24 protein-coding genes, 2 tRNA genes and 1 pseudogene are annotated in these 26344 nt (G+C 66.1%); 18 read left to right on the forward strand and 9 right to left on the reverse strand.

Features of this window, described 5'->3' with window-relative positions:
• Nucleotides 1–89: 89 nt before the first annotated feature.
• Nucleotides 90–977 (forward strand): formate dehydrogenase accessory sulfurtransferase FdhD, encoded by an 888-nt coding sequence (fdhD, locus tag SJH88_RS03315; protein WP_274753607.1) that lies wholly within the window; start codon nucleotides 90–92, stop codon nucleotides 975–977.
• Nucleotides 978–1264: 287 nt separating this feature from the next.
• On the opposite strand, the gene SJH88_RS03320 is transcribed toward fdhD, so the two are convergent.
• A complete protein-coding gene (locus SJH88_RS03320) occupies nucleotides 1265–2089 on the reverse strand; it encodes an AraC family transcriptional regulator (protein WP_274753608.1) in 825 nt (274 codons plus the stop codon).
• A gap of 136 nt (nucleotides 2090–2225) precedes the next feature.
• Between SJH88_RS03320 and SJH88_RS03325 the strand changes: the two genes are divergently transcribed.
• The 3 genes from SJH88_RS03325 (at nucleotide 2226) to miaB (ending at nucleotide 5156) form a co-directional block, all read left to right on the forward strand.
• Nucleotides 2226–3203 (forward strand): bile acid:sodium symporter family protein, encoded by a 978-nt coding sequence (locus SJH88_RS03325; RefSeq protein WP_183303480.1) that lies wholly within the window; start codon nucleotides 2226–2228, stop codon nucleotides 3201–3203.
• A 108-nt stretch (nucleotides 3204–3311) separates the two neighbouring features.
• Nucleotides 3312–3698, forward strand: a complete 387-nt coding sequence (locus SJH88_RS03330) for a hypothetical protein (RefSeq protein ID WP_042411776.1) — start codon at nucleotides 3312–3314, stop codon at nucleotides 3696–3698.
• A gap of 129 nt (nucleotides 3699–3827) precedes the next feature.
• Nucleotides 3828–5156, forward strand: a complete 1329-nt coding sequence (gene miaB, locus SJH88_RS03335) for a tRNA (N6-isopentenyl adenosine(37)-C2)-methylthiotransferase MiaB (RefSeq protein WP_042411746.1) — start codon at nucleotides 3828–3830, stop codon at nucleotides 5154–5156.
• 39 nt (nucleotides 5157–5195) lie between these two features.
• Here the strand turns inward: miaB and SJH88_RS03340 are convergent, their stop codons facing one another.
• The 4 genes from SJH88_RS03340 to hrcA form a co-directional block, all read right to left on the reverse strand.
• Entirely contained in the window at nucleotides 5196–5825 is a 630-nt protein-coding gene (locus SJH88_RS03340) for a protein-methionine-sulfoxide reductase heme-binding subunit MsrQ (protein ID WP_274753609.1), read from the reverse strand.
• A gap of 9 nt (nucleotides 5826–5834) precedes the next feature.
• Nucleotides 5835–6815, reverse strand: a complete 981-nt coding sequence (gene msrP / locus SJH88_RS03345; protein ID WP_270151403.1) for a protein-methionine-sulfoxide reductase catalytic subunit MsrP — start codon at nucleotides 6813–6815, stop codon at nucleotides 5835–5837.
• A gap of 336 nt (nucleotides 6816–7151) precedes the next feature.
• Nucleotides 7152–7230, reverse strand: a tRNA-Ile gene (locus SJH88_RS03350).
• A gap of 259 nt (nucleotides 7231–7489) precedes the next feature.
• On the reverse strand, nucleotides 7490–8497 hold the full coding sequence (hrcA, locus tag SJH88_RS03355; protein ID WP_274753610.1) for a heat-inducible transcriptional repressor HrcA: 1008 nt from the start codon (nucleotides 8495–8497) through the stop codon (nucleotides 7490–7492).
• A 29-nt stretch (nucleotides 8498–8526) separates the two neighbouring features.
• Here hrcA and SJH88_RS03360 point away from each other — a divergent pair, with 29 nt between their 5' ends.
• From SJH88_RS03360 to rapZ, 3 genes and pseudogenes are all read left to right on the forward strand, one after another.
• Nucleotides 8527–9429, forward strand: a complete 903-nt coding sequence (locus tag SJH88_RS03360) for an NAD kinase (RefSeq protein ID WP_042416851.1) — start codon at nucleotides 8527–8529, stop codon at nucleotides 9427–9429.
• Between the two features lie 2 nt (nucleotides 9430–9431).
• Nucleotides 9432–11089: pseudogene (gene recN / locus SJH88_RS03365) on the forward strand (DNA repair protein RecN).
• Nucleotides 11090–11115: 26 nt separating this feature from the next.
• Nucleotides 11116–12036 carry an RNase adapter RapZ gene (rapZ, locus tag SJH88_RS03370; protein WP_274753611.1) on the forward strand — a complete coding sequence of 307 codons (921 nt, stop codon included), beginning with the start codon at nucleotides 11116–11118 and terminating at the stop codon, nucleotides 12034–12036.
• 148 nt (nucleotides 12037–12184) lie between these two features.
• On the opposite strand, the gene mutY is transcribed toward rapZ, so the two are convergent.
• From mutY to mutM, 3 genes are all read right to left on the reverse strand, one after another.
• Nucleotides 12185–13267, reverse strand: coding sequence for an A/G-specific adenine glycosylase (gene mutY / locus SJH88_RS03375; RefSeq protein WP_274753612.1), 1083 nt, complete (start codon nucleotides 13265–13267; stop codon nucleotides 12185–12187).
• A 47-nt stretch (nucleotides 13268–13314) separates the two neighbouring features.
• Entirely contained in the window at nucleotides 13315–15276 is a 1962-nt protein-coding gene (locus SJH88_RS03380) for a dynamin family protein (RefSeq protein WP_274753613.1), read from the reverse strand.
• 91 nt (nucleotides 15277–15367) lie between these two features.
• On the reverse strand, nucleotides 15368–16189 hold the full coding sequence (gene mutM / locus SJH88_RS03385; protein ID WP_270151388.1) for a bifunctional DNA-formamidopyrimidine glycosylase/DNA-(apurinic or apyrimidinic site) lyase: 822 nt from the start codon (nucleotides 16187–16189) through the stop codon (nucleotides 15368–15370).
• A gap of 186 nt (nucleotides 16190–16375) precedes the next feature.
• Between mutM and SJH88_RS03390 the strand changes: the two genes are divergently transcribed.
• The 7 genes from SJH88_RS03390 to pth all read left to right on the forward strand — a co-directional run bounded on the left by SJH88_RS03390 (nucleotide 16376) and on the right by pth (nucleotide 22070).
• Nucleotides 16376–17998, forward strand: coding sequence for a tetratricopeptide repeat protein (locus tag SJH88_RS03390; protein ID WP_274753614.1), 1623 nt, complete (start codon nucleotides 16376–16378; stop codon nucleotides 17996–17998).
• Nucleotides 17999–18012: 14 nt separating this feature from the next.
• On the forward strand, nucleotides 18013–18534 hold the full coding sequence (locus SJH88_RS03395; RefSeq protein WP_274753615.1) for an outer membrane lipoprotein LolB: 522 nt from the start codon (nucleotides 18013–18015) through the stop codon (nucleotides 18532–18534).
• Nucleotides 18535–18578: 44 nt separating this feature from the next.
• Nucleotides 18579–19439, forward strand: coding sequence for a 4-(cytidine 5'-diphospho)-2-C-methyl-D-erythritol kinase (gene ispE / locus SJH88_RS03400; protein WP_045267459.1), 861 nt, complete (start codon nucleotides 18579–18581; stop codon nucleotides 19437–19439).
• Nucleotides 19440–19482: 43 nt separating this feature from the next.
• A tRNA-Gln gene (locus SJH88_RS03405) sits at nucleotides 19483–19559 on the forward strand.
• A gap of 42 nt (nucleotides 19560–19601) precedes the next feature.
• Nucleotides 19602–20561: a ribose-phosphate pyrophosphokinase gene (locus tag SJH88_RS03410; protein ID WP_042416873.1), complete on the forward strand. Its 960-nt coding sequence runs from the start codon at nucleotides 19602–19604 to the stop codon at nucleotides 20559–20561.
• 129 nt (nucleotides 20562–20690) lie between these two features.
• Nucleotides 20691–21308 carry a 50S ribosomal protein L25/general stress protein Ctc gene (locus tag SJH88_RS03415; RefSeq protein WP_042416876.1) on the forward strand — a complete coding sequence of 206 codons (618 nt, stop codon included), beginning with the start codon at nucleotides 20691–20693 and terminating at the stop codon, nucleotides 21306–21308.
• Nucleotides 21309–21428: 120 nt separating this feature from the next.
• Nucleotides 21429–22070 (forward strand): aminoacyl-tRNA hydrolase, encoded by a 642-nt coding sequence (pth, locus tag SJH88_RS03420; protein WP_183303167.1) that lies wholly within the window; start codon nucleotides 21429–21431, stop codon nucleotides 22068–22070.
• Nucleotides 22071–22133: 63 nt separating this feature from the next.
• Here the strand turns inward: pth and SJH88_RS03425 are convergent, their stop codons facing one another.
• Entirely contained in the window at nucleotides 22134–22394 is a 261-nt protein-coding gene (locus SJH88_RS03425; RefSeq protein ID WP_043380097.1) for a YfhL family 4Fe-4S dicluster ferredoxin, read from the reverse strand.
• 188 nt (nucleotides 22395–22582) lie between these two features.
• Between SJH88_RS03425 and SJH88_RS03430 the strand changes: the two genes are divergently transcribed.
• The 4 genes from SJH88_RS03430 to SJH88_RS03445 are packed head-to-tail and all read left to right on the forward strand — an operon-like array spanning nucleotide 22583 to nucleotide 26302.
• Nucleotides 22583–23545 (forward strand): ABC transporter permease, encoded by a 963-nt coding sequence (locus tag SJH88_RS03430; protein ID WP_210930201.1) that lies wholly within the window; start codon nucleotides 22583–22585, stop codon nucleotides 23543–23545.
• Nucleotides 23542–24390, forward strand: a complete 849-nt coding sequence (locus SJH88_RS03435) for an ABC transporter permease (protein WP_274753616.1) — start codon at nucleotides 23542–23544, stop codon at nucleotides 24388–24390. Before SJH88_RS03430 ends, SJH88_RS03435 begins: the two co-directional genes overlap by 4 nt.
• Before the next feature lie 8 nt (nucleotides 24391–24398).
• Entirely contained in the window at nucleotides 24399–25442 is a 1044-nt protein-coding gene (locus tag SJH88_RS03440; RefSeq protein ID WP_274753617.1) for an ABC transporter ATP-binding protein, read from the forward strand.
• Nucleotides 25439–26302, forward strand: coding sequence for an ATP-binding cassette domain-containing protein (locus SJH88_RS03445; RefSeq protein ID WP_274753618.1), 864 nt, complete (start codon nucleotides 25439–25441; stop codon nucleotides 26300–26302). The genes SJH88_RS03440 and SJH88_RS03445 overlap by 4 nt, the downstream gene beginning before the upstream one ends.
• The last annotated feature ends 42 nt before the right edge of the window (nucleotides 26303–26344 follow it).

Consider the following 26344-nt stretch of genomic DNA (forward strand, 5'->3'; position numbering starts at 1 on the left):
ATCGAGCGCCAGCAGCTCCTTTTTTCATGAACCGCACGCGACAACCCACACGACTGCGATGGTTCCACCACGGCAGGGATAATCGCCGCATGACACTGCCTGCCGCCACCGCCTGCACGCTGGCCCCCGCCCCGCCCACCGCCGTCCCCGCGCTGCACACCCAGGCCGTGCAGCTGCACCATGCCGAGCGTGGCGTGCTGAACCAAGACCGGGTGCTGGCCAACGAAGTGCCGATTGCCCTGGTCTTCAACGGCATCGCCCACGCGGTGATGATGGGCACGCCGCTGGACCTGGAGGATTTCGCCATCGGCTTTGCGCTCAGCGAAGGCATCATCGACAGCGCCACCGATTGCTACGGCGTGGACGTCCAGCCCGTGGCCGCGGCCGCCGCCGGCCTGCCCGCCGGCATGGACGGCATGGAAGTGCAGCTGGAGATCGCCTCGCGCTGCTTCGCCCGCCTCAAGGACCACCGCCGCAGCATGAGCGGGCGCACCGGCTGCGGCGTCTGCGGCGTGGAAAGCTTCGCTGCGCTGGACCTGTCGTTCGACGCCCTGCCGGCGCACGACTGGGTGGCCCAGGTGGACCTGCCCACCGTGCTGCAGGCGATCGCCCACCTGCCGCCCCGGCAGGTGCTCAACGCCCAGGCCGGCGCCATCCATGCCGCAGGATGGGCCACGCTGGACGGCCAGGTGCACGAGGTGCTGGAAGACGTGGGCCGCCACAACGCCCTCGACAAGCTGCTGGGCCGGCTGGCCCGCACCGGGCGCCTGAGCGCACCCGGGTTTGTCGTGCTCTCCAGCCGCGGCAGCCATGAACTGGTGCGCAAATGCGCCAAGCTGGGCGTGGGTGCGCTGGCCACCATCTCGGCCCCCACGGCCATGGGCGTGCGCATGGCCGAACTGACTGGCCTGCGCTTCTGGGGCCTGTGCCGCCCACCCCAGGCCGTGCTCTACGCACCCGGCGCGCAGTCGGCCTGAACACCGCCGCGCAGCCCCAGCCCCAAGGCCGCAGCAGGGCCCGCAACCGCGTCGAACAGCCCAGCGACGCCACACCCGACCCGGGCTGCAGGCTGGCCACGGACCATCGCCGGCGCCAGCCACGCGCGGGTGAAACGGCCCCCCCAGCACGCGACGGCACCGCTTCCACCGCTGCGGCGCACCGTGCCGATCCGGGCGATGGCCGAGTGAGCGCGTCCCCACCGTCGGTTTGGACTGCTCGCCCAGCCCCTGCACCGCCCACAGGCCCCCCCTGCGCAAACACCCCTTCAGGACAAGGAGGTGGCCGCAGCGCGGGCGCGCAGGAACTGGCCAGGCGTGCGCCCAAACAACTGGCGAAACGCGGCGATGAAGGCCGAGGTCGAATCGTAGCCGCAGGCCAGGGCCACCTCGGTCACGCTCTGCTGGTCCTGCAGCTGCGGCAGGGCGGCCAGCAGGCGCGCGCGCTGGCGCCATTGGCGAAAGCTCATCTGCGTCTGCTTCTGGAACAGCCGGCCCAGGGTGCGCTCGGACACGCCCAGGGCCCGGCTCCAGGCCCCCAGCTGCAGCGGCGCCTCGGGCACGTCCAGCAGGTGGCGGCACCAGGCGCGCAGGCGCTCGTCCTCGGGCCAGGGCAGGCGCAGCGCGGCCGGCGGTGCGGCATGGATCTGGTCCAGCAGGGCCTGCACGAACCGCCCCTCGGCGCCCTGCTGGGCGTACTCCACCGGCAGGGTGGCGAAGTGGCGGATCATCTCGCGCAGCAGGTCCGAGACCTCCAGCACCACGCAGTCCGTGCCCAGGGCCGGCATGGCCCCGGTCTCGATGTAGAGGCTGCGGATCTCGGTGTGCGGCGCATTGACCACGCTGTGCACGCAGTGCGGCGGGATCAGAATGGCCCACTGCGGCGGTGCGATGAACAGGCCCTGGTGCGTCTGCACCTGCAGCACACCGCGGCTGGCATAGGAGAACTGCACCCAGCCATGGGCGTGGGCCACGGTGGCGGCCTTGCGCTGCATCTGCTCGGCGCGCGCATACACCGGCCGCGGCAGCCGCGCCAGCACAGGCACGGGGCGCGAGGCCAGATCCCGGCGTTTTGTCGTTTCAGCGATATCCATGCGCCTGATGTCGTTAGCAGGAAAGTCGCCAGCGTACTAGAGTGCAGGCCAGCGCGGCCCGGCCGCCGTGGTTTGCCCCTGTTCCCATCCCCTGTTGGCCGCCGTCGGTGGCGGCCACGTTTGCCCCGCCCCTGCCATGCGACGCCCCCGTTTCCTGCCCGACAACTTCATGCTCATCCTGCTGGCCATGCTCCTGCTGGCCAGCGTCCTGCCCGTGCGCGGCGTCTATGCCGGCTATGCCACCACGGTGACCAACCTGGCGATCGCCCTGCTGTTCTTCCTGCACGGCGCCAAGCTGTCGCTGCAGGCCATCGTCAAGGGCATGGGCCACTGGCGCCTGCATTCGCTGGTGTTCGCCTGCACCTTCCTGCTGTTCCCGCTGCTGACCTACGCGCTCAAGCCCGTGCTGCTGCCCCTGCTGGGGCCGGAGCTGTTCCGCGGCATGCTCTACCTCAGCGCCCTGCCCTCGACCGTGCAGTCGTCCATCGCCTTCACCTCGATCGCACGCGGCAACATCCCGGCCGCCATCTGCTCGGCCGCCACCTCCAGCCTGATGGGCATCTTCATCACGCCCCTGCTGGTGCTGCTGATGCTGGGCCAGAGCGCCCAGAGCCTGCCCTTCGGCGATGCCGTGCTCAAGATCATGCTGCAGCTGCTGCTGCCCTTTGTGCTGGGCCAGCTGGCGCGCCGCTGGATCGGGGCCTGGGTGGACCGCAACAAGGCCTGGCTCAAGCATGTGGACCAGACTTCAATCTACCTGGTGGTCTACACGGCCTTCAGCAGCGCCGTGGTCGAAGGCCTGTGGTCGCAGCTGCCGCTGCAGCAGATCCTGGCGCTGGCGGTGGCCTGCTGCGTGCTGCTGGCCCTGGTGCTGGGCACGACCTGGTGGCTGGGCCGCCGCCTGGGCTTTGACCTGCCCGACCGCATCACCATCCTGTTCTGCGGCTCCAAGAAGAGCCTGGCCACGGGCGTGCCCATGGCCCAGGTGCTGTTTGTGGGCGGTGCCATGGGCACGCTGCTGTTGCCCATCATGCTGTTCCACCAGATCCAGCTGCTGGTCTGCGCCGTGCTGTCCAAGCGCTTCGCCGACCGCCCGGAGGAGCCACGGGCCTGATGCGCGTGGCCGCCACCTCGGCGGCCCGCCCGGCCATATCTGAGCGCGCTTCGCTGGCGTGGAGTTTTCTTTAGAATGCCGCAGTCTGTCAGCCCCTGGATGAACACCATGAACCGCTGCTCGCTTGCTTCCTGGATGGCCGCGCCCCTGCTGGCGGTGGCCGCCACCTGCGCGGCCCAAGAAGCCCCCAGCACCTTGCCTGCCGTACAAACCATCAAGCCGGTGCCCCACCCCGGCCTGCGCACGTTCCCCAGCACCGCGCTGGTGGGGGTGCTGCGCATCGACCAGGTGCCCAACGCGCAGATCAATGGCCAGCCCATCCGCACCGCACCGGGCTTTCGCCTGTTCAGCGCCGACAACAAGCTGATCTTTGCCCACACCGTGCTGAACCAGGAGCTGCGGGTGGCCTATGTCAAGGAAGCCAGCACCCAGTGGCTGCTGACGGCGTGGATCCTCACCCCCGAGGAACTCGCCCACTATTCGGTCAAGCGCTGACGCGGCGACCGCCCCTGCCCGCGTTTCAACGCTACTCTTTTTAGACCTGTTGCGCCCGCCCTGCTTGCCCGGGCGGCCGTTTTTACTTGGAAAACCAGCCGACACCACGACGGCTGCGTTGCGACCACCATGAGCAAAAAAGTCTTTATCAAAACCTTCGGCTGCCAGATGAACGAGTACGACTCGGACAAAATGGCCGACGTGCTGGGCGCCGCCCAGGGTTACGAGCCCACGCAGAACATGGACGAGGCCGACCTGATCCTGTTCAACACCTGCTCGGTGCGCGAGAAGGCGCAGGAGAAGGTGTTCTCCGACCTGGGCCGCGTCAAGCACCTGAAGGAAAAGGGCGTACTCATCGGCGTCGGCGGCTGTGTGGCCAGCCAAGAAGGCGACGAAATCATCAAGCGCGCGCCCTATGTGGACGTGGTCTTCGGCCCCCAGACCCTGCACCGCCTGCCCGAGCTGCTGAATGCCCGCGCCGCCAAGGCCAAGCCGCAGGTGGACATCAGCTTCCCCGAGATCGAGAAGTTCGACCACCTGCCACCCGCGCGCGTGGAAGGTGCCTCCGCCTTTGTGTCCATCATGGAAGGCTGCTCCAAGTACTGCAGCTACTGCGTCGTGCCCTACACGCGCGGCGAGGAAGTCAGCCGCCCCTTCGAGGACGTGCTGGTGGAAGTGGCCGGCCTGGCCGACCAGGGGGTGAAGGAAGTCACGCTGCTGGGCCAGAACGTGAATGCCTACCAGGGCAAGATGGGCGACACGGCCGAAATCTGCGACTTTGCCCTGCTGCTGGAATACGTGGCCGAGATCCCCGGCATCGAGCGCATCCGCTACACCACCAGCCACCCCAACGAGTTCACACCGCGCCTGATCGAGGCCTACGCCAAGATCCCCCAGCTGGTCAGCCACCTGCACCTGCCCGTGCAGCACGGCAGCGACAAGATCCTGATGGCCATGAAGCGCGGGTATACCGCTATGGAATACAAGAGCACGGTGCGCAAGCTGCGCGCCATCCGCCCCGATCTGGCGATGAGCAGCGACTTCATCGTCGGCTTCCCCGGCGAGACCGAGGACGACTTCCAGAAGATGATGAAGCTGATCCACGACGTGCGCTTTGACAACTCGTTCAGCTTCATCTTCAGCCCCCGCCCCGGCACGCCCGCAGCCAACCTGCACGATGACACCCCGCACGAGGTCAAGCTGCGCCGCCTGCAGGAGCTGCAGGCCGTGATCAACCAGAACATCAAGGACATCAGCCTGGAACGCGTGGGCACCGTGCAAAAGCTGCTGGTCGAAGGCTTCAGCAAGCGCGACAACGGCGAGTTGATGGGCCGCACCGAGTGCAACCGCGTGGTCAACTTCCCCGGCCAGGAGCGCCTGATCGGACAGCTGGTCGACGTCAAGATCACCGAGGCCATGACCTACACCCTGCGCGGCGAAGTCCTGATCCAGGCCTGAGCAGGTGCGCCCGACCGGCCCCCTGGGCCGGTCCAGGCGTCAGCGGACCGGCGGCCTGGGATGGCCGATGCGCCGCCCCTTGGTGTAGCGGTGCAACACGCGCGCCAGCAGCAGCGCGGCCACGATGGCCAGGTAGACGCCCACTTCGGCCAGGTTGTTCTTGCCGGCACGCATCCACCAGAAGTGCAGCACGGCCAGCGCCGCCGCCGCATAGACCGCGCGGTGCAGGGCCTGCCAGCGCTTGCCCCCCATGCGTCGGATGAGCCGCGGGATGGACGTGACGGCCAGCACCAGCAAAATCCCCCAGGCGAGGGTGCCCACCAAGATAAAGGGCCGCTTGGCCAGGTCCTCCAGCACCGCCGCCCAGTCCAGCCCCATGTCCAGCAGCAGGTAACACAGCCAGTGCAGGCTGCCGTAGAAGAAGGCATACAGCCCCAGCATGCGCCGGTAGGCCGCCAGCCGGTTCCAGCCTAGCCACACGCGCAGCGGCGTGACGGCCAGCGCCAGGCACACGAAACGCAGGGCCCACAGGCCCAGGTCGCGCAGCAAGGCCTCGGCCGGGTTGGCCCCCAGACCGTCGGTGACCGCCAGAAAGAACAGCCACAGCGCAGGCACCAGACACAGCAGATGCAGCGCCACGCGCTGCAGGCCTTTCAGTGACAACGACATCGCGCCCCGTCAGAAGTTCTTGCGCAGGTCCATGCCCGCATACAGCTGCCCCACCTGGGCCTCGTAGCCGTTGAACAGCTGGGTCTTGCGCTTGGGGGCAAACAGGCCGCCCTCGCCAATGCGCCGCTCGGTGGCCTGGCTCCAGCGCGGATGCGGCACATCCGGGTTGACGTTGGAATAAAAGCCATATTCGTTGCGCGCTGCCTTGTTCCAGGCGGTGCCTGGCTCGCGCTCCACCAGGCGGATGGTGACGATGCTTTTGGCGCTCTTGAAACCGTACTTCCAGGGCACCACCACGCGCACCGGGGCCCCGTTCTGCTTGGGCAGCTCGTGGCCGTACATGCCAAGGGTCAGCAGGGTCAGCGGGTGCATGGCCTCGTCCATGCGCAGCCCCTCGGTGTAGGGCCAGTCCAGCACCGAGCGCCTCAGCCCCGGCATCACCTTGGGATCGGCCAACGTGACGAACTCCACATACTTGGCGCTGCCCAGGGGTTGCACCTCGGCCAGCAGCTTGGACAGCGAGTAGCCGATCCAGGGAATCACCATGGACCAGCCTTCCACGCAGCGCAGGCGGTAGATGCGTTCCTCCAGGGCGCTGAGCTTGCGCAGCGCATCCAGATCGAAGGTCTTGGGCTGCTGGACCAGCCCTTCCACACGCACCGTCCACGGCCGGGTGGGCAGGGCCTGCGCGTTGCGCACCGGGTCCCCCTTGTCCAGGCCGAACTCATAGAAGTTGTTGTAGCTGGAGGCATCGGCAAACGGGGTCTGCTTGTCCAGGGCCAGCGCCCCCGGCACGCTGGAGGGCAGCGCGCGCAAGGGCGCCAGAGCGTCCGGTGTGTCAGCCTTGGCAAAGGCGGCTCCCGACGCCACGCCCATACCGCCCAGGGCGGCCCACTGCAGCAATTCGCGCCGGCGCAGGTACACGCCTTCCGGGGTGATCTCGCTGCCATGCGGGTGGATAAAGCCCGAAGCACCAGTCTGAATCAGCATAGTCATATCCTTGGATCAGGTTCACACGCCCTGCTTCAGAACACACGGTAGCGCCGAAGTTCCGCAGCGCCCGCGCGCCCCGCCGTAAGCACCATGGGCAGCAGGGGCTCCCGCTCGAACCCACAGGCCCCAGGCCCACACACGCATTGCCCCCCGGCCCCCGGGCGGCAGCAATCATCAGCCCGTCAACTAGACAAAACTCCACGTATTCCGATCACTTTAGGCAGCATTTGCGCAATCCGACAGATCACCCCTTAGAAATGCAAATACAGGTGATCGATGCAACGACAAAATAAAAAAGCCAACCGCCTAAGAGGTTGGCTTTTTTATTCAATTTGGTGGGCCTCCCGTGAGTCGAACACGGCACCAACGGATTATGAGTCCGCTGCTCTAACCAAGCATGAGCTAGAGGCCCGAAACTTCACCAAAAACTGCCAAACTAGCAATCTCCGGGTCTGCCGTTCTCTGGACCAGACATGAACCAGACAACGGTTTTAACTACCCAATCAGGCTGAAATTAACCAGCCTAACCCTTTGAAACTTGAGCACAACTCACTTTTGCTTCTCTACGATGTAGAAGAATTATGAGTCCCATGTTCCAACCAACTGAGCTAACGCCCCAACCGGGCTTGCCAACCCATGGTCGGGCCCGCAAAGCCTGCGCATTGTAACGGCTAGCGATGGTGGCTCAGCGCATTGCTGACCAGCTTGGAAGTGATGTCCACAATCTGGATCATCTTGTCGTAGGGCATGCGCGTCGGGCCGATCACCCCCAGGGTGCCCACCACCTGCCCATCGACCTCGTAGGGGGCACTCACGACCGACAGCTCCTCGAACGGCACCACCTGGCTCTCACCACCGATGTAGATGCGCACCCCCTCGGCCTTGCTGGAGAAGTCCAGCAGGTGCAGCAACTGGGTCTTTTGCTCGAACAGGTCGAAGGCGCGGCGCAGGTTGCCCATGTCGCTGGAAAAGTCGCTGACGGACAGCAGGTTGCGCTCACCGGAGATGATGACCTGGTCCTGGAGGTCGGGACTCATGGCCTCGGCGCTGATGTTCACGGCCGCCTGCATCAGGTGGGCAACCTCTCCGCGCAGTTGTTCCACCTCCTGCTTGATGCGCTCGCGCACCTGCTCGATGTCCAGGCCGGCGTAATGCGCGTTCAGAAAATTGGAGGCTTCCAGCAGTTGGGCCGAGGAGAAATCGGCATCCGTGAAGATCACACGGTTTTGCACATCGCCCTGGGGCGAGACGATGATGACCAGCACGCGCCGTTCGGACAGCTTCACGAACTCCAGGTGCTTGAACACCGAGCTGCTGCGCGGCGCCATGACCACGCCCACGAACTGGGACATGTTGGACAGCAGCTGCGCCGCATTCGCAATCACCTTCTGGGGCTGCTCGGCCGCCAGGGCCGGCGTCACCAGGCTGCCTTGCTGCACGGTCAGCATGGTGTCCACAAACAGGCGGTAGCCGCGGGCGGTGGGAATGCGCCCGGCCGAGGTGTGGGGGCTGGCGATCAGGCCCAGCTCCTCCAGGTCGGACATCACGTTGCGGATGGTCGCGGGCGACAATTCCAGGCCCGAGGCGCGCGACAAAGTGCGCGACCCCACCGGCTGGCCGTCGGCAATGTAGCGCTCGACCAGCGCTTTCAACAACAACTTGGCACGTTCATCGAGCATGCACAGATTTTAATGATGTAATTTCCTTTATGACGTCCAAGTTTCGCCACGTTGCCTTGGTTGGGAAATACCAAGCCTCTACCGCCTCCGACGCTTCCACGGCCCAGTCCCGTGAGGTCTTGCAGGACATTGCCGACTTTTTGCAGACGCAGGGCTGTGAAGTCATCGTGGAGGCAGAAACCGCCGCACACACCGGCCTGCACCAGCGCCTGCCCAGCATGGATGTGGATGGCCTGGGCCGGCATTGCGACGTGGGCATCGTGGTGGGGGGCGATGGCACCATGCTGGGCATCGGTCGCCACCTGGCCCGGTACGGCACTCCGCTGATCGGCATCAACCAGGGGCGCCTGGGCTTCATCACCGACATTGCACTAGACGACTACCAGCATGTGTTGCAGCCCATGCTGCACGGCCAGTACGAGGAGGATGCCCGCCCGCTGATGCATGCGCGCGTGGTGCGCAACGAGCAGTGCGTGTTCGAGGCCCTGGCCATGAACGACGTGGTGGTCAACCGCGGCGGCACCTCGGGCATGGTGGAGTTGCGCGTGGAAGTCGATGGGCGCTTTCTGTCCAACCAGCGCGCCGACGGCCTGATCGTCGCCACGCCCACTGGCTCCACGGCCTACACCCTGTCCGTCGGCGGTCCGCTGATGCACCCCTCCATCCCGGCCTGGCTGATGGCGCCCATCGCGCCGCACACCCTGTCCAACCGCCCCATCGTGCTGTCCGACCAGACGGAAGTGATGATGGAAGTGGTCGGTGGCCGCGACGTCAGCGCGAATTTCGACATGCAGTCGCTGGCCTCGCTGCTGCACGGCGACCGCATCTACGTGCGCCGCTCGGCCTACAGCGTGCACTTTCTGCACCCCGTGGGCTGGAACTACTTTTCCACGCTGCGCAAGAAGCTGGGCTGGAACGAAGGGGGCTATTGAACATGGCGCTCAAGCGGATTGCACTGCGCGACTTCGTCATCGTGCAGCAGCTCGACCTGGATCTGCACACCGGATTCACCGTGCTGACGGGCGAGACCGGCGCCGGCAAATCGATCCTGATCGACGCCTTGCAGCTGGTGCTGGGCAGCCGCGCCGACCCAGGCGTGGTGCGTGAGGGTGCCAGCCAGGCCGACATCAGCGCCGAATTCGACTGCCCCACCCACCTGCAGCTGTGGCTGGAGGAAGGCGGCTTTGCCCAGGAAGACAGCCTGCTGCTGCGCCGCGTGATCGACACCCAGGGCCGCAGCCGCGCCTGGATCAATGGGGCCCCGCCACCGCCACGCAGCTGCGCGGCCTGGGCGAGGCCCTGCTGGACATCCATGGCCAGCATGCCTGGCAAAGCCTGACGCGGGCCGACGCGGTGCGCGAGCTGCTGGATGCCTACGCCGGCGTCAGCACCCAGGCCCTGCGCCAGCACTGGATGGTCTGGCGCGCCGCCGCCAAGGATCTGGAGCATGCGATCGCGGCCCAGGACACCGTGCAGCGCGAGCGCGAGCGCCTGCAGTGGCAGATCGGCGAGCTGGACAAGCTCAGCCCCGTCGCCGACGAATGGGACGAGCTGAACACCCAGCACACGCGCCTGTCCCATGCCCAGGCACTGCTGGAGACGGCACAGGGCGCCCTGTTCCTGCTGGAAGATGACGAGGCCGGCATCAGCAGCCCGCTGGGGCGCGCGCAGGACATGCTGCAGGACAAGGAGCACCTGGAGCCCGAGTTCCAGGCGATCGCCGATGTGCTGGCTTCCAGCCTGGCACAGATCAACGACGCCCAGCACTCGCTGCAGATCTATCTGCGCCGCACCGAGCTGGACCCTGACAAGCTGACCGAGCTGGACGAGCGCCTGTCGCTGTGGATGCAGCTGGCGCGCCGCTACAAGCGCACCCCCGAGGAGCTGCCCGGCCTGCTGCAGTCCTGGCGCGACGAGCTGCGCCAGCTGGATGCGGTGGTCGACATCGGCCGCCTGCGCCAGGCCGAGCAACGCACCCACGAGGCCTACCAGGCCGCCGCCCGCGAGCTCTCGCAGCAGCGCGCCAAGGCCGCGCCCAAGCTGTCGCGCGCCATCACCCAGTCCATGCAGGGCCTGGGCATGCAGGGCGGCAAATTCGAGGTGCAGCTGGACAAGCTGACCGAGCCCAGCCCCCACGGCGTGGACAGCGTGCAGTTCCTGGTGGCCGGCCACCCGGGCGCCACGCCCAAGCCGATCGGCAAGGTGGCCTCGGGCGGCGAGCTGTCCCGCCTGTCGCTGGCGATTGCCGTCACCACCAGCCAGCTGGGCCAGGCCGGCACGCTGATTTTTGACGAGGTGGATTCCGGCGTCGGCGGCGCCGTGGCCGAAACCGTGGGCAAGCTGATGCGCGCCCTGGGGCGCGACCGCCAGGTGCTGGCCGTCACCCACCTGCCCCAGGTGGCCGCCTGTGCTGACCACCACTACGTGGTCGCCAAGAAGCGCGACAAGGGCGGCACCAGCAGCTCGGTCACGCCCACCGATGCCACGCAGCGCGAGCGCGAGATTGCGCGCATGCTGGGCGGGGAGAAGATCTCCGACACCACCATGGCCCACGCCCGCGAGATGCTGCTGCAGGCTGCCCACACCCCCTAACCCCCTCGATCACGCAAAGGCAGGCTATGACGGATTTGGAAATTGTGCTGATCACCGGCATGTCGGGCTCCGGCAAGTCGGTCGCACTCCACGCCCTGGAAGACGCGGGCTACTACTGCGTGGACAACCTGCCGCCCGAGCTGCTGGCCGACTTTGTGCGCCTGCAGCACGTGCACCATGGCAACCGCGTGGCCATCGCCATCGACGCCCGCAGCGCCGCGGGCCTGCCCGATCTGCCGCGCGAGCTGGAGAAGCTGCAGCGCCTCAAGGCCTCGGGTGTGCACCTGCACGTGCTGTTCCTGGACGCCTCCACCAGCACCCTGGTGCGCCGCTTCTCCGAGACCCGGCGCCGCCACCCACTGTCCCAGTCCAAGCTGCCCGACGGCCGCCAGGCCCTGGTGCAGATCATCGAGCAGGAGCGCGAGCTGCTGGGCGACCTGCGCGAGTACGCCCACGTGATCGACACCAGCAACATCCGCGGCTCGCAGCTGCAAAGCTACGTCAAGGCCTTGATCCAGGCGCCCGCCAACCAGATGACGCTGGTGTTCCAGTCCTTCGGCTTCAAGCACGGCATCCCGGTCGATGCCGACTACGTGTTCGACGTGCGCATGCTGCCCAACCCCTATTACGACCTGGAGCTACGCCCCCTGACCGGTATGGACGAGCCGGTGCAGCGCTTTCTGCGCCAGCAGCCCGACGCGGCGGCGATGCAGACGCACATTGCCCAGTTCCTGGACCACTGGCTGCCGGCCCTCAACGCCAACCACCGCAGCTACGTCACCGTGGCCATCGGCTGCACCGGCGGCCAGCACCGCTCCGTCTACCTGGTGGAACAGCTGGCCCAGCGCTACCAGGCGCAATGGACCACGCTGCGCCGCCACCGCGAAATGGGCAGCCGCGGCCCGGCCGCCGCCGCTCCGGTGCCCGAGACACCCCAGCTTCTCTGACCCAAAAAAGAGAGCTGCTCGCGCTGGATTCAGAAGCAGTTCAAATACTTTTGTATTTGAATGCCTTTAAAAACAAGCGCCAACAGCTCCTTTTTTCATACCGCTGCACCGCCCCTGCCACGGCGCAGGCACAGGCGACCGTTTCAAGCTAACCGGCGAGAGCCTCCACCAGCTTGCGCACAGGCGCCGGCAGGCCTTGCTGCAACCAGTCCGCCGCGGACTGCCACTGCCCGGCGCCCAGCTCTGCAGAGTCCTGGGGCAGGCGGCCCTCGGCCAACTCCACCACCACCGGGTGCAGGAACAGGTCGCGGTGCGTCAGCACATGCAGCTGCGCCGGCCAGTCCTCGCGCCGGGCCACGCGCAAGGCCAGGGTGTCCAGGCCGGCCTCCAGCGCCGGGGCGCTGACAAACACCGGCGGGCTGAACAGCCCGGCCCAGATGCCGGTCTCCCCGCCCTGGACAGGGCGGCGCTGCAGCCACAGCTGCCCCTGCGGATCGCGCAGCACCAGCAGCCACCAGGACTGGGTGCTGCGCCGCGTTTTGCGGGTCTTGACCGGGTAGGCCTGCGGCGCGCCCTGCTGTGCGGCGCGGCAATGCGGCTGCAACGGGCACACCAGGCAGGATGGATTGCGCGGCAGGCACACGGTGGCGCCCAGGTCCATCAGGCCCTGGGTGTAGCGCGGCATGCTGCTGGCCAGCTCCTGCGTCGGCAGCAGGTCTTCGGCCAGGGTCCACAAGGCCTTTTCGTTGCGGCTGCTGGACAGGTCTTCGCCATAGGCCAGCACCCGGGTCAGCACCCGTTTGACGTTGGCATCCAGGATGGCCACGCGCTCACCAAAGCAGAACGAGGCGATGGCCGCCGCCGTGGACCGGCCGATGCCCGGCAGCGTGGCCAGCACGGCCGCACTGCGCGGGAAGGCCCCGCCATGCAGTTGCACCACCGCCTGGGCGCAGGCGTGCAGGTTACGCGCCCGGGTGTAGTAGCCCAGACCGCTCCACAGCGCCATCACATCGTCCTGGGGCGCAGCCGCCAGGCTGGCGACGTCCGGGAAACGCTGCAAGAAGCGTTCGTAGTAGCCCAGCACCGTGCTGACCTGGGTCTGCTGCAACATGATTTCGGACAGCCAGACGCGGTACGGGTCACGGGTCTGCTGCCAGGGCAGGTGGTTGCGGCCATGACTGGCCTGCCAGCGGACCACGTCCGTGGCGATAAGAGGGAGAGGGGGATTCAAGGGAAAGCAACAGGTCAGAGAACGAAAGCCACAGGACGCACGCAGCCTCAGACACCGGCGGCCGGGGCATCGGCCAGCGCGGCCTCCGGCTCGGGCGGCTGCAGCAGTTGCTGCATCCATTGCGCCAGCCGCTGCTCCAGCGCGGAGAGCTGCTGCTCCGCAGACTCGATCTCGGCAATCCGCTCCATCAGGCCGCTGGCCGCTTCGCTGATGCGGTCCACCGCCTCGATGCGGCGGGCAAAGCTGCGTTTGCGCTCCTTCAATTGTGCATCCAGCTGCGATGTGGCGCTTTTGCTCCACAAATCCAGGTCATTCGCTGCGGACTCGAACAGGGTGCGCAGCCGCATGCCCAGGGCCTTGACCATGCGCTGGCCAAACAGCGGGTTCGCCAGCTTGAGCGCATGGCCGAATCCCAGGTACTGCAGGTAGCTCTCCTCGATCTGCGCCAGCTCGCGGTCGAAGTCGTGCAGCTGCAAGTCGCCAGGCAGTTGCAGGGAGAAGCCGAACTCCGTGTTCAGTTCCTTGAAGGTGGCGCTGAGCATGGTCTGGATTTCGCCGGCGGCGGCCTTGGCCTGTTGCCCCAGGCCGCGCAGACTCTCGAACGTGGCGGCGTAGACCTTGCGCACCCCCAGCTTCAGCCCCGAATGCTCCAGCGCCCCGGCCAGTTGCTGCAGCTCGCGCCGCAGCGAGGTCGCGCCCAGCAGCTGGAAGGCCTGGTTCATCAGCTTGAGGTGCACCGTGCGCACCGCCAGAATCTTGGCGCTGCTGTCCTCGAACGTGCGCTGCTCCTGCTGGATGCGCTGGCGCATGCTCTGGATCACCGTGGCATTTTTGCCGCGCAGGCTGCGCAGCTCCAGCATCTGCTCGTCCAGGTCGCGGCGGCGGATCTGGATGGCGCGCTGCACCTGGGCCTGCAACTGGGTCACGCCCGCCCCTACGACGTTGCGCAGGATGCTCTGGCGGTGCGCCAGGATGCCCTGCGCCAGCAGGTCCTCGAACAAGGGCAGGCCACTGCGCTGCAGCAGGGCGGCATTGCTCTCGATCTTGGCCATCAGGCCTTTCTGCGCCGACAGCGGCAGGATGCGCGCCGGATCGATGCCCAGAATCTGCGCGCTCTGCGCACGCTGGCGGTTCAGCTGGGCCTGCACTTCCGTGCCGGAATCCAGGCTGCCCCACAGGGTGTCGATCTTGTTCAGCACCACCAGGTGGGCATCGCCCTCGCGGTGGCAGGGCAGCAGGTGCTCGCGCCAGATGGCCAGGTCCGACTTGGTCACGCCCGCATCGGCCGCCAGCAGGAACACCACGGCATGTGCCTGGGCGATCAGGTTGACGGTCAACTCCGGCTCGGTGCCGACGGCATTCAGGCCCGGCGTGTCGACGATCACCAGCCCCTGCTTGAGCAACGGGTGGGCCATGTTCAGCAGGGCGTGGCGCCATTTGGGAATCTCGACCAGCCCCTGCTCATCGGGCACGGGGTTGTCGGCCCCCGCCTCATCGCTCCAAAAGCCCAGGGTCCTGGCCTCCTCCACCGGCACCTTGCACACCTGCGCCACATGCGCCAGGGTGCTGGCCAACTGGTCCGGGTCGTGCACGTCCATGGGCAGCTGCACCCAGGTCGAGGGCCGGCTGCGCCATTCCGCCAGACTGTAGGGCTGCGCCCGGGTCTCCACCGGCAGCAGTCGCAGGCAGGGGGGCAAGGCCGGGTCGTAGCCCAGCTCGGTCGGGCACATGGTGGTGCGCCCCGGCGTGGCCGGCATGATGCGCCGGCCATAGTGGGCAAAGAACACGGCGTTGATCAGCTCGGACTTGCCGCGCGAGAACTCCGCCACAAAGGCCACACAGACCTTGTCACCGCGCAGCAGGTGCTCCAGGCGCAGCAGGTGGTCCTGCACGGCGGCATCCAGCAGGTCCTGGGCCGCCAGCCAATCCCGGAAACCGGCCATCTGAGCGGCAAACCCCTTGCGCCATTGGCCAAAACGATCAAATTGCTCGCCGAATGAAAGGCCCACGATCATCCCCTCTCGCAACGTCTGTGTGCTGCCTGCATGCAATATACCTGCAGCCTGCCTGCGGGGAGCCCGGTGAATGTGACCCTTTTGCCTAGGATTTCTGGCAGTGCGGGCAGTAGAACGTGCTGCGCTGTCCTTGGCGCAACAAGGCAATCGGCCTGCCACACTGCACACAGGGCAGGCCTTCGCGGCCGTAGACCTTGGCTTGTAACTGGAAGTGTCCCGGCAGCCCATCCGCATTCGAGAAATCACGCAGCGTGGTGCCGCCGCGCTCGACCGCCAGGGCCAGGATGTCGCGAATTGCCTGGAACAAACGGCGGGCCTTGATGGCGCTGATGGCCTGTGCCGGTGTGGTGGGTGCAATCCGGCTGGCAAACAACACCTCGGAGGCATAGATATTGCCCACGCCCACCACCAGCTTGCCCCCCAGCAGCAAGGGCTTGATGGGCGTGCGGCTGCGCGCCAGCCCATCCCGGAACGACTCCCAACGAAAGTGGTGCGCATCCAGCGGCTCCATGCCCAGCCCGTCGAGCAGCTTGCGCGCCACCGGATCGTCGTCGCCGTCCGTGGCGATCACGGCGCCGAAACGCCGCGGATCGTGCAGGCGCAGCGTGCCCCGGTCGGTTTGCATGTCGAAGTGCTCGTGCGGACCCAGTGCGGCGGGCAGTTGGGTAGCGAACCGCAGGCTGCCGGACATGCCCAGGTGCACCATCAGCATGCCGCGGTCCAGATCGATCAACAGGTACTTGCCGCGCCGGCGCACCTGCTGCACCCGGGCCCCCACCAAGCTGGACGGTGCACGCCCCAGCGGCCAGCGCAGGGGTTTGCCCAGGGTCACCGACAGCACCTGGGCACCGGCGATTTGCGACGCGAAGCTGCGGCGCGTGACTTCAACCTCAGGAAGTTCTGGCATCTGTCGAATTCATTCACAGGGGGGAAATGCTTGGATTATTATGGGTCGATGGTTCTCACACTCCGCACTTGGCACTTGGCCCTGATCCCTGCCCTTGTTCTTGGAACAGTGCCGGCTCACGCTCAAGGAAAATCCTCCCCCGCGCCGCAGCCCGACCAGCCATCGGCCTCAGACCTGGCCGCGGCCTTGGATGCGGAGCTGTTCTATGAGTTGCTGGTCGGAGAGATGTCCGCCTCCCAGGGCGATGCCACCAATGCCATTGCGCTGTTCATGGATGCCGCCCGCCAGACCCAGTCGGCGCAGCTGTACCAGCGGGCCGCCGAGCTGGCCCTGCAATCCCGCTCGGGCCAGCGTGCGCTGATCGTGGCCAACGAGTGGTACAAGGCCTTCCCGCAGTCGCGGGACGCCAACCGCTACATGCTCCAGATTCTGCTGATGCTCAATCGCGTCTCCGAATCCCAGGAGTACCTGGCCCGCGAAGTCGCCTGGACCCCCGCAGCCTCCAAACCCGCCACTTATCTGGCGATTGCCCAGCTGTACAGCCGTGCCAGCGACAAGGCCATGGCAGCCAGCGTGGTCGAGCAGGCGCTGCAGCCCGATGTAAAGGACCCCGCCCTGGGGTCTGCAGCCTGGGCCACGATTGGCCATCTGCGCCTGGTGGCCGGCCAGAAGGACCTGGCACTGCAGGCCCTGGAACAGGCCTATGACCTCGGCCCACGCAATGGCGCCACGGCACTGCTGGCGCTGGAACTGCTCGAAACCGGCAGCCTGTCCGTCGAGCCAATGGTCCAGGATTACATGCAGCACCAGCCCGCACCGACCATACAGATGGCGTATGTGCGCGTGCTCATGGAGCAGCAGCGCCTGGAAGACGCGCAAAAGCAGCTGACGCCCCTGCTCAAGGCACAGCCCGACATGACCGATGCCTGGATGGCCCAGGCCAGCCTGCATGCCCAGCGCGCGGCCTGGCCGCAGGCGCAGCAGGCGCTGCAACGCCTGGAAAGCCTGTTGCTGCAGATCCCGAACGAAGCGCCGCGCACGCATGCACTCACCCAGGCCTATGTGCTGGGCGGGCGCATTTCCCTGCAGCAAAAAGACTACCCCCAGGCGCTGGCATGGCTGGACAAAGTGCCGGAAGAGGCTCAAACGCTGACGGTGCAAGGCCTCAAGGCCCAGGCCCTGGCCAAACAGGGCAAGCTGGCCCAGGGCCGCGCCTTGATCCGTGCCGTTCCCGCGAATGGCGATGAACAGGAAATGCAAAAACGCCGGGCTGAAGTGACTCTGCTGCGGGACAATGGCGCGCCCCAGGAAGCCTATCTGCTGCAGCGCACCCTGTATGAGCAATCCCCCAGAAACGCCGACATTGCCTACGAAACTGCGATCCTGGCCGAGCGTGCCGGCAAGCTGGAGGTGATGGAGAAGATCCTGCTCGACCTGATCGCGCAGCACCCCGACCACTACCACGCCTACAACGCGCTGGGCTACTCCTGGGCCGACCGCGGCATTCGACTGCCGGAAGCCCGCAAGCTGATTGAAACCGCCCTGTCGCACGCCCCCGAGGACCCCTTCATCACCGACAGCCTGGCGTGGCTGGAGTTCCGTGCCGGCAACCACGCGCAGGCACTGGCGCTGCTGGAAAAGGCCTACGCAGTGCGTGACGATGTGGAAATTGCCGCTCACCTGGGAGAAGTGCTCTGGACCCTGGGCCAGCACAACCGTGCACGCACCATCTGGCGCCAGGCGCAACGGCGCGATGCCGACAACGAAACCTTGCGCGCCACCTTGGAACGCCTGCAAGTCACGCCCTGATGCCGCGCCCCACCATGTCTGTTCTTTCCCATCCCCTGGCAGGAGGTGCCCGCATGCTGGCCCTGGGCGCCATGTTGGTGCTCGCAGGCTGCAGCACCCCACCACCGCCCGCAGCGTCCGGCCCGCAGCAGCAAGCCTGGGCGGGCCGCATGGGCCTGCAGGTGCACGACCCGCTGGCTCCGGAGCGCTCCTTCAGTGCCTCTTTCCATCTGCAAGGCACGCCGGACAACGGCCGGCTGGACATTTTCAGTCCCCTGGGCTCGCAGATCGCCAAGCTGGAATGGCAACCGGGCGGGGCGTCCCTGCAGCAAGGGGACCGCATCACCGAATCCACGTCGCTGCAAGAGCTGCTTGAGCGCAGCCTGGGTACACAGCTGCCCCTGGAGGCACTGTTCGGCTGGCTGCGCGGCCTCCAGAGCAGCGCACCAGGCTGGCAGGTGGACCTCAGCCGCTATGCACAAGGTCGCATCACAGCGCAGCGCCTGAGCCCGCCACCCACGGCCACCTTGCAACTGCTGCTACAAACACCCGAATAAGCCAAGAGGCAGGCCCTCTTTCGCGACACTTTTTGCCCCTCTCCATGCACACTTTTTATGACGTGCCGGCCCCCGCCAAACTGAACCTGTTCCTGCACATCACGGGGCGCAGGGCCGATGGCTACCACCTGCTGCAGTCGGTGTTCATGCTCATCGACTGGCAAGATCGTTTGCATTTCGAGCGCACGCACAGTGCCCAGATCTCCCGCCAGGACCTGAACCCCGAGGCCCCGCCGCTTCCAGCCGACGACCTGTGCACCCGCGCCGCCCAGGCGCTGCAAGCCGCCACAGGCTGCACCCAGGGTGTACGGATTGCGATCGACAAGCACATCCCGGCCCAGGCGGGGATGGGCGGGGGATCGTCGGATGCGGCCAGCACCCTGGTGGCCCTCAATCGCCTGTGGAACCTGCAGCTCTCGCGCACCGAACTGGCCCGGATTGGTGAACGCCTGGGCGCCGATGTGCCGTTTTTCATCCATGGACAGAATGCCTGGGTGGAAGGCATTGGCGAACACATCGCACCGCTCACCGGCGCCGCACAACTGCCTGCCAGCGATTTCATTGTGGTCAAGCCCCAGGCCGGCTTGGATACGCAAGGCATCTTCACCGCGCCCAATCTGACGCGCGACACAAAGCGTGCTAGAATCGAAGACTTTGCTGCAGATCACTACGGTTTTGGCCATAACGACTTGCAGCCCGTCGCTGAAGCCTTGTGCCCCGACGTGAGAAAAGCACGACAGCTGCTGGAATCACTGGGATTGCATGCTACAATGACTGGCTCAGGAAGTGCAGTGTTTGCACAAACCAGCAAAGCCATTGAAATGCAAGACGCACCGTGCGGTTGGCAAATCAAACTTTGCAAGAATCTGGAAAAACATCCTTTGTTTCACTGGATACCAGAGTAGTCAAGCTACCGGTTGGTTGTTATCAACGACAATTGACCTGTGTAGGGGAGTCGCCAAGTTGGTTAAGGCACCGGATTTTGATTCCGGCATGCGAGGGTTCGAGTCCTTCCTCCCCTGCCAAATATCTTCATGCGTTCAAGCAAACCCAATACTGGGAAGCTCATGCAATCCAACAATTCTGAATTCGTGGTTTTTACGGGCAATGCCAACCGTGGCATGGCCGAAGAAATCGCCAAGCATCTCGGCACGTCCCTGGGCGCGGCCGATGTTGGTCGTTTTTCCGACGGTGAAGTCACCGTAGAAATCAAGCAAAACGTTCGTACCCGCGACGTCTTCGTGGTGCAGCCCACCTGCGCCCCCACCAACGACAACCTGATGGAGTTGCTGGTGATGGTCGATGCGCTGAAGCGTGCCTCGGCACAAAGCATCTGCGCCGTCATCCCCTACTTTGGCTACGCCCGCCAGGACCGCCGCGTGCGCTCCACGCGTGTGGCCATCACGGCCAAGGTCGTGGCCAACATGCTGCAAGCCGCTGGTGTCAACCGCGTGCTGACCATGGACTTGCACGCGGACCAGATCCAGGGTTTCTTCGACATTCCCGTGGACAACATCTACGCCTCGCCCGTGCTGCTGGGTGACCTGAACCAGAAGAAGTACGACGATCTGATCGTGGTCTCTCCGGACGTGGGTGGCGTGGTGCGTGCCCGCGCACTGGCCAAGCAACTGGGTTGCGATCTGGCGATCATCGACAAGCGCCGCCCCAAGGCCAACGTGTCCGAAGTGATGCACGTGATTGGCGACATCGATGGCCGCAACTGCGTCATCATGGACGACATGATCGACACCGCCGGCACCCTGGTGAAGGCTGCCGAAGTGCTGAAGGAACGCGGTGCGAAGAACGTGTATGCGTATTGCACACACCCCATCTTCTCCGGCCCTGCGATCCAGCGCATCACCGAAGGCTCGGCGCTCGACGAAGTCGTGGTGACCAACACCATTCCTCTGAGTGCAGCCGCCCAGGCGTGCAGCAAGATCCGCCAACTGTCCGTGGCTCCGCTGTTTGCGGAAACCATCCAGCGCATCTCCACCGGTGACTCGGTGAGCAGCCTGTTCCAGGACTAAAGTTTTTCCTTCGGAATCCGTGACAGCCTCCTTCGGGAGGCTTGCGTTTTCCGGAGTTTCTTCCAAAGCATGTGCTTTGGTCATCAACCGAGTGGGACTGGTCGCGGTCCACTCACATTGGAGTAAGTTATGCAAATCGCTGCAACATCGCGCAATCTGCAAGGTACGGGTGCGAGCCGCCGCCTGCGTATTTCCGGCAACACCCCTGGCATCCTGTTCGGTGCTGGTCAGGACGCACAAAAGATCGAAATCGATCACAACACCCTGTTCCACGCTCTGAAGAAGGAAGCTTTCCACACTTCGATCCTGGATCTGGACCTGGACGGTCAAGTCGTGAAGGCCGTGCTGCGCGACGTGCAGTACCACCCCTTCAAGCCCGCGATCCTGCACGTGGACTTCCAGCGCGTGGACGAAAACACCAAGGTCGAATCCAAGGTGGCCCTGCGTTACGAAGGCGCTGAGCAATCGCCCGCCGTGACCGTGGAAAACGGCACCGTGACCCCCCTGATCACTGAAGTGTCCGTGCTGGCTACGCCCGCCAAGACCCCCGAGTTCATCACTGTGGACCTGTCCAAGCTGACCTCGAAGATCATCCCCGGCCTGCAAACCGTGAAGGCTCCTGCTGGCGTGAAGATCATTGCCCGCGGTTCCAACAAGAACCCCGTGCTGGTCGCTGTGAAGCTGCCCGAAGCTGCCGTGGCAGCACCTGTGGCCACTGCCGCTCCCGCCAAGAAGGGCAAGAAGTAATTCTTGCGCTTGGCACCGGACAGTCCCGACGGACTGTCCCCCAACAATGGCCCGCCCTGTGCGGGCCATTTGTTTTGCACGGCCGCGCCGCATACACGACCCTGATTGGATAATCCGCACATGATCAAACTGTTTGTGGGCCTGGGCAACCCAGGCCCGGAATACGAAGACACACGCCACAACGCAGGGTTCTGGTGGATTGACGGGCTGGCGCGGGAACTCAAGGTGCACCTGCAGCCCGAGCGCAGCTACTGGGGGCTGGCGGCCCGCGCCAACGTCCAGGGGCAGACGGTGTGGCTGCTGCAGCCGCAGACCTTCATGAACCTGTCGGGCAAGTCGGTGGGGGCCCTGGCGCGCTTTTTCAAGATCAAGCCCGAAGAGGTGCTGGTGGTGCATGACGAGCTGGATTTCGAGCCCGGCCAGATCAAGCTCAAGCAAGGCGGCAGCCACGGCGGCCACAACGGCCTGCGCGACATCCACGCCCAGCTGGGCAGCCCCGACTACTGGCGCCTGCGCGTCGGCATCGGCCACCCGGGGCAAAAGGGGGAGGTTTCAGGTTGGGTGCTGCGCAAACCGCCCCAGGACCAGTGGCAGGCCATCCACGAACAGCTGGACCGCAGCCTCAAGGCCTGGCCCCTGCTGGTGGCCGGCGAGATGGACAAGGCCATCGCGCAGATCAACACCAACAAGCCACCGCGCCCCAAGCCACCGCGCAAACCGGCGCCCGACGACGCGGCCGGTGTGCCAGCGACCAAGGAATAAAAAAATAGCTACTGACGCTTGACTGGCAAGCGTTAGCAGCCAATTTGACTGATATTTTTTGGGTCAGATTTTCTGCGCTTGCGCCTGCAGGCGCTCGAACTTCTGCAGCAGGCTGTCGCGGCTTTCGACAAACTCCGGGTTGACCGGGATGCAGGAAACCGGGCAGACCTGCATGCACTGTGGCTCGTCAAAGTGGCCAACGCATTCGGTGCACTTGTGCGGGTCGATCTCATAGATCAACTCGCCCATGAAGATGGCATCGTTGGGGCACTCGGGCTCGCAGACATCGCAATTGATGCACTCTTCCGTGATCATCAGTGCCATGGCACGCCTCCTGGGCACAGTTCGGCCCGCACGGCGGCCCAGGGGTCGGGGGGGGTCAACTCAGGCAACATGCGCCGATTATCCCGCGCCTGTCCCCAGTGCCGTGCAGGGGGTCACTACGTCCATGCTTTGCACTGTGGGATTTGCCGCTATGCTCGGGGCCCGCGCCCCTCGCCTGCCTTGCCTTCATGAGTGTTTTCCTCGCCAAACGCCTGCTCACGCTGATTGCCACCCTGCTCGGGGCATCGGTCGTGGTGTTTGCCGTGCTGGAGGTCTTGCCGGGCAACGCCGCCCAGGTGCTGATGGGCCCCGATGCCGATCCCGAGGCCGTGGCCGCCATGGCCGAGCAACTGGGCCTGCACCAGCCCGCGCTGCAGCGCTACGCCCACTGGGTGCTGGGCTTTTTCACCGGCGACCTGGGCAACAGCTATGCCTATGGCTCGCCCGTGTGGGAGCTGGTGGGGGAGCGCCTGGCGCTGACCCTGCCGCTGGCCATCCTGGCCATGGCCCTGACCACTGTGCTGGCCTTGCTGGCGGGTGTGTATGCCGCCTCGCAGCACAACAAGCTGGGCGACATCGGCACCATGGGTCTTGCACAGCTGGGCATTGCCATCCCCAACTTCTGGTTTGCCATCCTGCTGATTCTGCTGTTTTCCGTGAAGCTGCAGTGGTTCTCGGCCGGCGGGTTTCCCGGCTGGAGCGCCGAGATGGGCGGCGGCTTGTGGCCCGCGCTGCAAGCCCTGCTGCTGCCTGCCATCGCCCTGGCTGTGGTGCAGGCCGCGATCCTGGCCCGCATCACACGCTCGGCCGTGCTGGAGGTGCTGCGCGAAGACTTTGTGCGCACCGCGCGCGCCAAGGGCCTGAGCCAGCGCGCCGTGCTCTGGGGCCATGTGCTGCGCAATGCCATGATTCCGGTGGTCACCGTCATGGGGCTGCAGTTTGCCAACCTGCTGGCCGGCACCATCGTGGTGGAGAACGTGTTCTACCTGCCCGGCCTGGGCCGGCTGATCTTCCAGTCCATCGCCAACCGCGACCTGATCGTGGTGCGCAACTGCGTGATGCTGCTGGCCGCCATGGTCATCGTGGTCAACTTCGTGGTGGACGTGCTGTACGCGGCCATCGATCCGCGCGTGAAGGCCAGCGACCTATGAGCGCCACCGCCGCCTGGCCGCAGCACGCACTGCGCCATCCCAGCCTGGTGGTGGGCGCCGCGCTGACGCTGGCCCTGATCGCCACCGCCCTGCTGTCCTTCGTCTGGACGCCGTGGAGCCCCTATGCGATGAACCTGGACGCCAAGCTGCTGGCGCCCAGCGCCCAGTTCTGGATAGGCACCGATGCCTTTGGCCGCGATGTGCTGTCGCAGATCATGGTCGGGGCCCGCAGCTCGATCGCCGTGGGCCTGGTGGCCGTGGGCATCGGCCTGGTCTGTGGTGTGGCCCTGGGCCTGATGGCCTCGGCCCTGCGTGGCTGGACCGAAGAGCTCATCATGCGGCTGTCGGACTTCACCTTCGCCTTTCCCGCCATCCTGTCGGCCATCATGATGACGGCGGTGTTCGGCCCAGGCATGGTCAACGCCATCGTCGCCATCGGCATCTTCAACATTCCCACCTTCGCGCGCATCACCCGGGCCTCGGCGAACGCCATCTGGGCGCGCGAGTACGTGCTGGCGGCGCGCGCCTGCGGCAAGCACCGCCTGAGCATCACCGTGCAGCATGTGCTGCCCAATATCCTGGGCGTGCTGGTGGTGCAGGCCACCATCCAGTTCGCCCTGGCCATCCTGGCCGAGGCCGCCCTGTCCTATCTGGGCCTGGGCACCCAGCCGCCGCAGCCGTCCTGGGGGCGCATGCTCAGCGACGCCCAGACCCTGATGTTCCAGGCGCCGCTGCTGGCCGTCTTCCCTGGCGCAGCGATTGCCCTGGCCGTGCTGGGCCTGAACCTGCTGGGCGATGGCCTGCGCGACCTGCTGGATCCGCGCCTGTCCCGCCAGCGCCAGTGAGCCCCGCCATGCCCTTGCTTGAAGTCACCGGCCTCAACCTCTTTCTGCGCAGCTCCGGCCGCAGCGTGCAGGCACTGCGCCACCTCTCGTTCAAGCTGGAACGCGGCGGTGCCTTGGGCCTGATCGGGGAGTCCGGCAGCGGCAAATCGCTGACCGCGATGACGCTGATGGGCCTGCAGCCCCAGCAGGCCAGCGTGACCGGCAGCCTGCAGTGGGAAGGCCAGGAGCTGCTGGGCAGCACCGAGCGCCAGTGGCAGGCGCTGCGCGGCAACCGCATGGCCATGGTGTTCCAGGAACCCATGACCGCCCTCAACCCGGTGCACACCATCGGCCGCCAGGTGGCGGAACCCATGGTGCGCCACCTGGGCCTGGCGCCGCGCGAAGCCCTGAAGGCCGCCACCGGCCTGCTGGAGCGCGTGGGCATCCCCGAGCCCTCGGTGCGCGTGCACGACTACCCGCACCAGTTCTCTGGCGGCCAGCGCCAGCGCATCACGATCGCCATGGCCCTGGCCTGCCAGCCGGACCTGCTGATCGCCGACGAACCCACCACGGCCCTGGACGTGACGGTGCAGCAGCAGATCCTGGACCTGATCAACGACCTGGTGGCCGAGCGCGACATGGCGCTGATCCTGATTTCGCACGACCTGGGCGTGATCTCGCAGAACGTGGACGACATGCTGGTCATGTATGGCGGGCAGATCGTCGAAAGCGGGCCCACGGCGGCCATCTTCCGCCACATGGCCCACCCCTACACCCGCGGGCTGATGGCGGCCCGCCCGCGCCTGGATGCCGCGCGCCAGCCCAGTGGCCAGCCGTATGCGCTGTTCACCATCGCCGGCAACGTGCCCGCCCTGCCCAATCTACCCCGCGGTTGCACCTTTGCCGGCCGCTGCCCATTCACCGAGGCCCGCTGCTTCGAGGAGCGCCCGCAGCGGGTGGGCATTCCCAGCTTCCAGCCACAGGAGGCCGAATACAGCAGCCTGGGCGTGCACCAGGTGCGCTGCCTGCGCCCGGAAGCCATGCGCCCCGGCAACACGGAGGCTTGGCAATGACCCCCGACAACCTGCGCCCGCCACTGCTGCAGCTGCAGGGCGTCAGCAAGACCTACCGCCTGCCGCGGCGCCAGCTGTGGCAGCCCGCCCCCCTGGTGCAGGCCCTGCACGGCGTGGATGTGACGGTGTACAGCGGACGCAATGTCGGCATCGTCGGCGAGTCCGGCTGTGGCAAATCCACGCTGGCGCGCCTGGCGATGGCACTGGACACCCCCAGCAGCGGCCAGGTGCTGTTCGAAGGCCAGGACCTGCACCGCCTGCCACGCCCGGCCCTGCGCGCGCTGCGGCGTGACTTTCAGATGGTGTTCCAGGACCCCTACGGCTCGCTGGACCCGCGCATGACCGTGGCGCGGATCGTGGCCGAACCCCTGAGCGCCCAGGCCGGCAGCAACCGCCTGGAGCAGCGCGAGCGGGCCGCCGAGGTGCTGGCCCAGGTGGGCCTGCACCCGCACGACCTGGACAAGTACCCGCATGAATTCTCGGGCGGACAGCGCCAGCGGATTGCGATTGCCCGCGCGCTGATCACGCGCCCCAAGCTCATCGTCGCCGACGAACCGCTCAGCGCGCTGGATGTCTCCATCCAGGCGCAGGTGCTGAACCTGCTGCTGGACCTGCAGCAGCGCTTTGGCATGACCTACCTGCTCATCAGCCACGACCTGGCCGTGGTCAACCACCTGTGCGATGAAGTGCTGGTCATGCAGCAAGGCCAAGTGGTCGAGCGCGGCACGCCCCACCAGCTGTTCACGCAGGCGCGCCACCCCTACACCCAGACGCTGGTGAACGCCGTGCCCCAGATTGCCCCGGGCCGCGCGCGGGCCCTGCGCCAGTTGCGGGCCAAAGCCCCGTCCAACTTGGTGTAAAAACGCGCATTGCTTGGCCGGCCACCCCGGCACGCCAGCTTG

It is taken from the genome of Comamonas sp. GCA5, from assembly GCF_036541385.1.
Lineage (GTDB): Bacteria > Pseudomonadota > Gammaproteobacteria > Burkholderiales > Burkholderiaceae_C > Comamonas > Comamonas aquatica.

Coding starts and splice junctions, on each gene's coding strand:
- hrcA (WP_274753610.1), bottom strand. CDS start 8,497: ATGCTCGATGAACGTGCCAAGTTGTTGTTGAAAGCGCTGGTCGAGCGC.
- SJH88_RS03440 (WP_274753617.1), top strand. CDS start 24,399: ATGCCCTTGCTTGAAGTCACCGGCCTCAACCTCTTTCTGCGCAGCTCC.
- SJH88_RS03435 (WP_274753616.1), top strand. CDS start 23,542: ATGAGCGCCACCGCCGCCTGGCCGCAGCACGCACTGCGCCATCCCAGC.
- SJH88_RS03445 (WP_274753618.1), top strand. CDS start 25,439: ATGACCCCCGACAACCTGCGCCCGCCACTGCTGCAGCTGCAGGGCGTC.
- SJH88_RS03410 (WP_042416873.1), top strand. CDS start 19,602: ATGCAATCCAACAATTCTGAATTCGTGGTTTTTACGGGCAATGCCAAC.
- SJH88_RS03325 (WP_183303480.1), top strand. CDS start 2,226: ATGCGACGCCCCCGTTTCCTGCCCGACAACTTCATGCTCATCCTGCTG.
- SJH88_RS03395 (WP_274753615.1), top strand. CDS start 18,013: ATGTCTGTTCTTTCCCATCCCCTGGCAGGAGGTGCCCGCATGCTGGCC.
- SJH88_RS03425 (WP_043380097.1), bottom strand. CDS start 22,394: ATGGCACTGATGATCACGGAAGAGTGCATCAATTGCGATGTCTGCGAG.
- SJH88_RS03415 (WP_042416876.1), top strand. CDS start 20,691: ATGCAAATCGCTGCAACATCGCGCAATCTGCAAGGTACGGGTGCGAGC.
- ispE (WP_045267459.1), top strand. CDS start 18,579: ATGCACACTTTTTATGACGTGCCGGCCCCCGCCAAACTGAACCTGTTC.
- pth (WP_183303167.1), top strand. CDS start 21,429: ATGATCAAACTGTTTGTGGGCCTGGGCAACCCAGGCCCGGAATACGAA.
- rapZ (WP_274753611.1), top strand. CDS start 11,116: ATGACGGATTTGGAAATTGTGCTGATCACCGGCATGTCGGGCTCCGGC.
- SJH88_RS03330 (WP_042411776.1), top strand. CDS start 3,312: ATGAACCGCTGCTCGCTTGCTTCCTGGATGGCCGCGCCCCTGCTGGCG.
- fdhD (WP_274753607.1), top strand. CDS start 90: ATGACACTGCCTGCCGCCACCGCCTGCACGCTGGCCCCCGCCCCGCCC.
- SJH88_RS03340 (WP_274753609.1), bottom strand. CDS start 5,825: ATGTCGTTGTCACTGAAAGGCCTGCAGCGCGTGGCGCTGCATCTGCTG.
- SJH88_RS03320 (WP_274753608.1), bottom strand. CDS start 2,089: ATGGATATCGCTGAAACGACAAAACGCCGGGATCTGGCCTCGCGCCCC.
- SJH88_RS03360 (WP_042416851.1), top strand. CDS start 8,527: ATGACGTCCAAGTTTCGCCACGTTGCCTTGGTTGGGAAATACCAAGCC.
- miaB (WP_042411746.1), top strand. CDS start 3,828: ATGAGCAAAAAAGTCTTTATCAAAACCTTCGGCTGCCAGATGAACGAG.
- SJH88_RS03430 (WP_210930201.1), top strand. CDS start 22,583: ATGAGTGTTTTCCTCGCCAAACGCCTGCTCACGCTGATTGCCACCCTG.
- msrP (WP_270151403.1), bottom strand. CDS start 6,815: ATGCTGATTCAGACTGGTGCTTCGGGCTTTATCCACCCGCATGGCAGC.
- mutM (WP_270151388.1), bottom strand. CDS start 16,189: ATGCCAGAACTTCCTGAGGTTGAAGTCACGCGCCGCAGCTTCGCGTCG.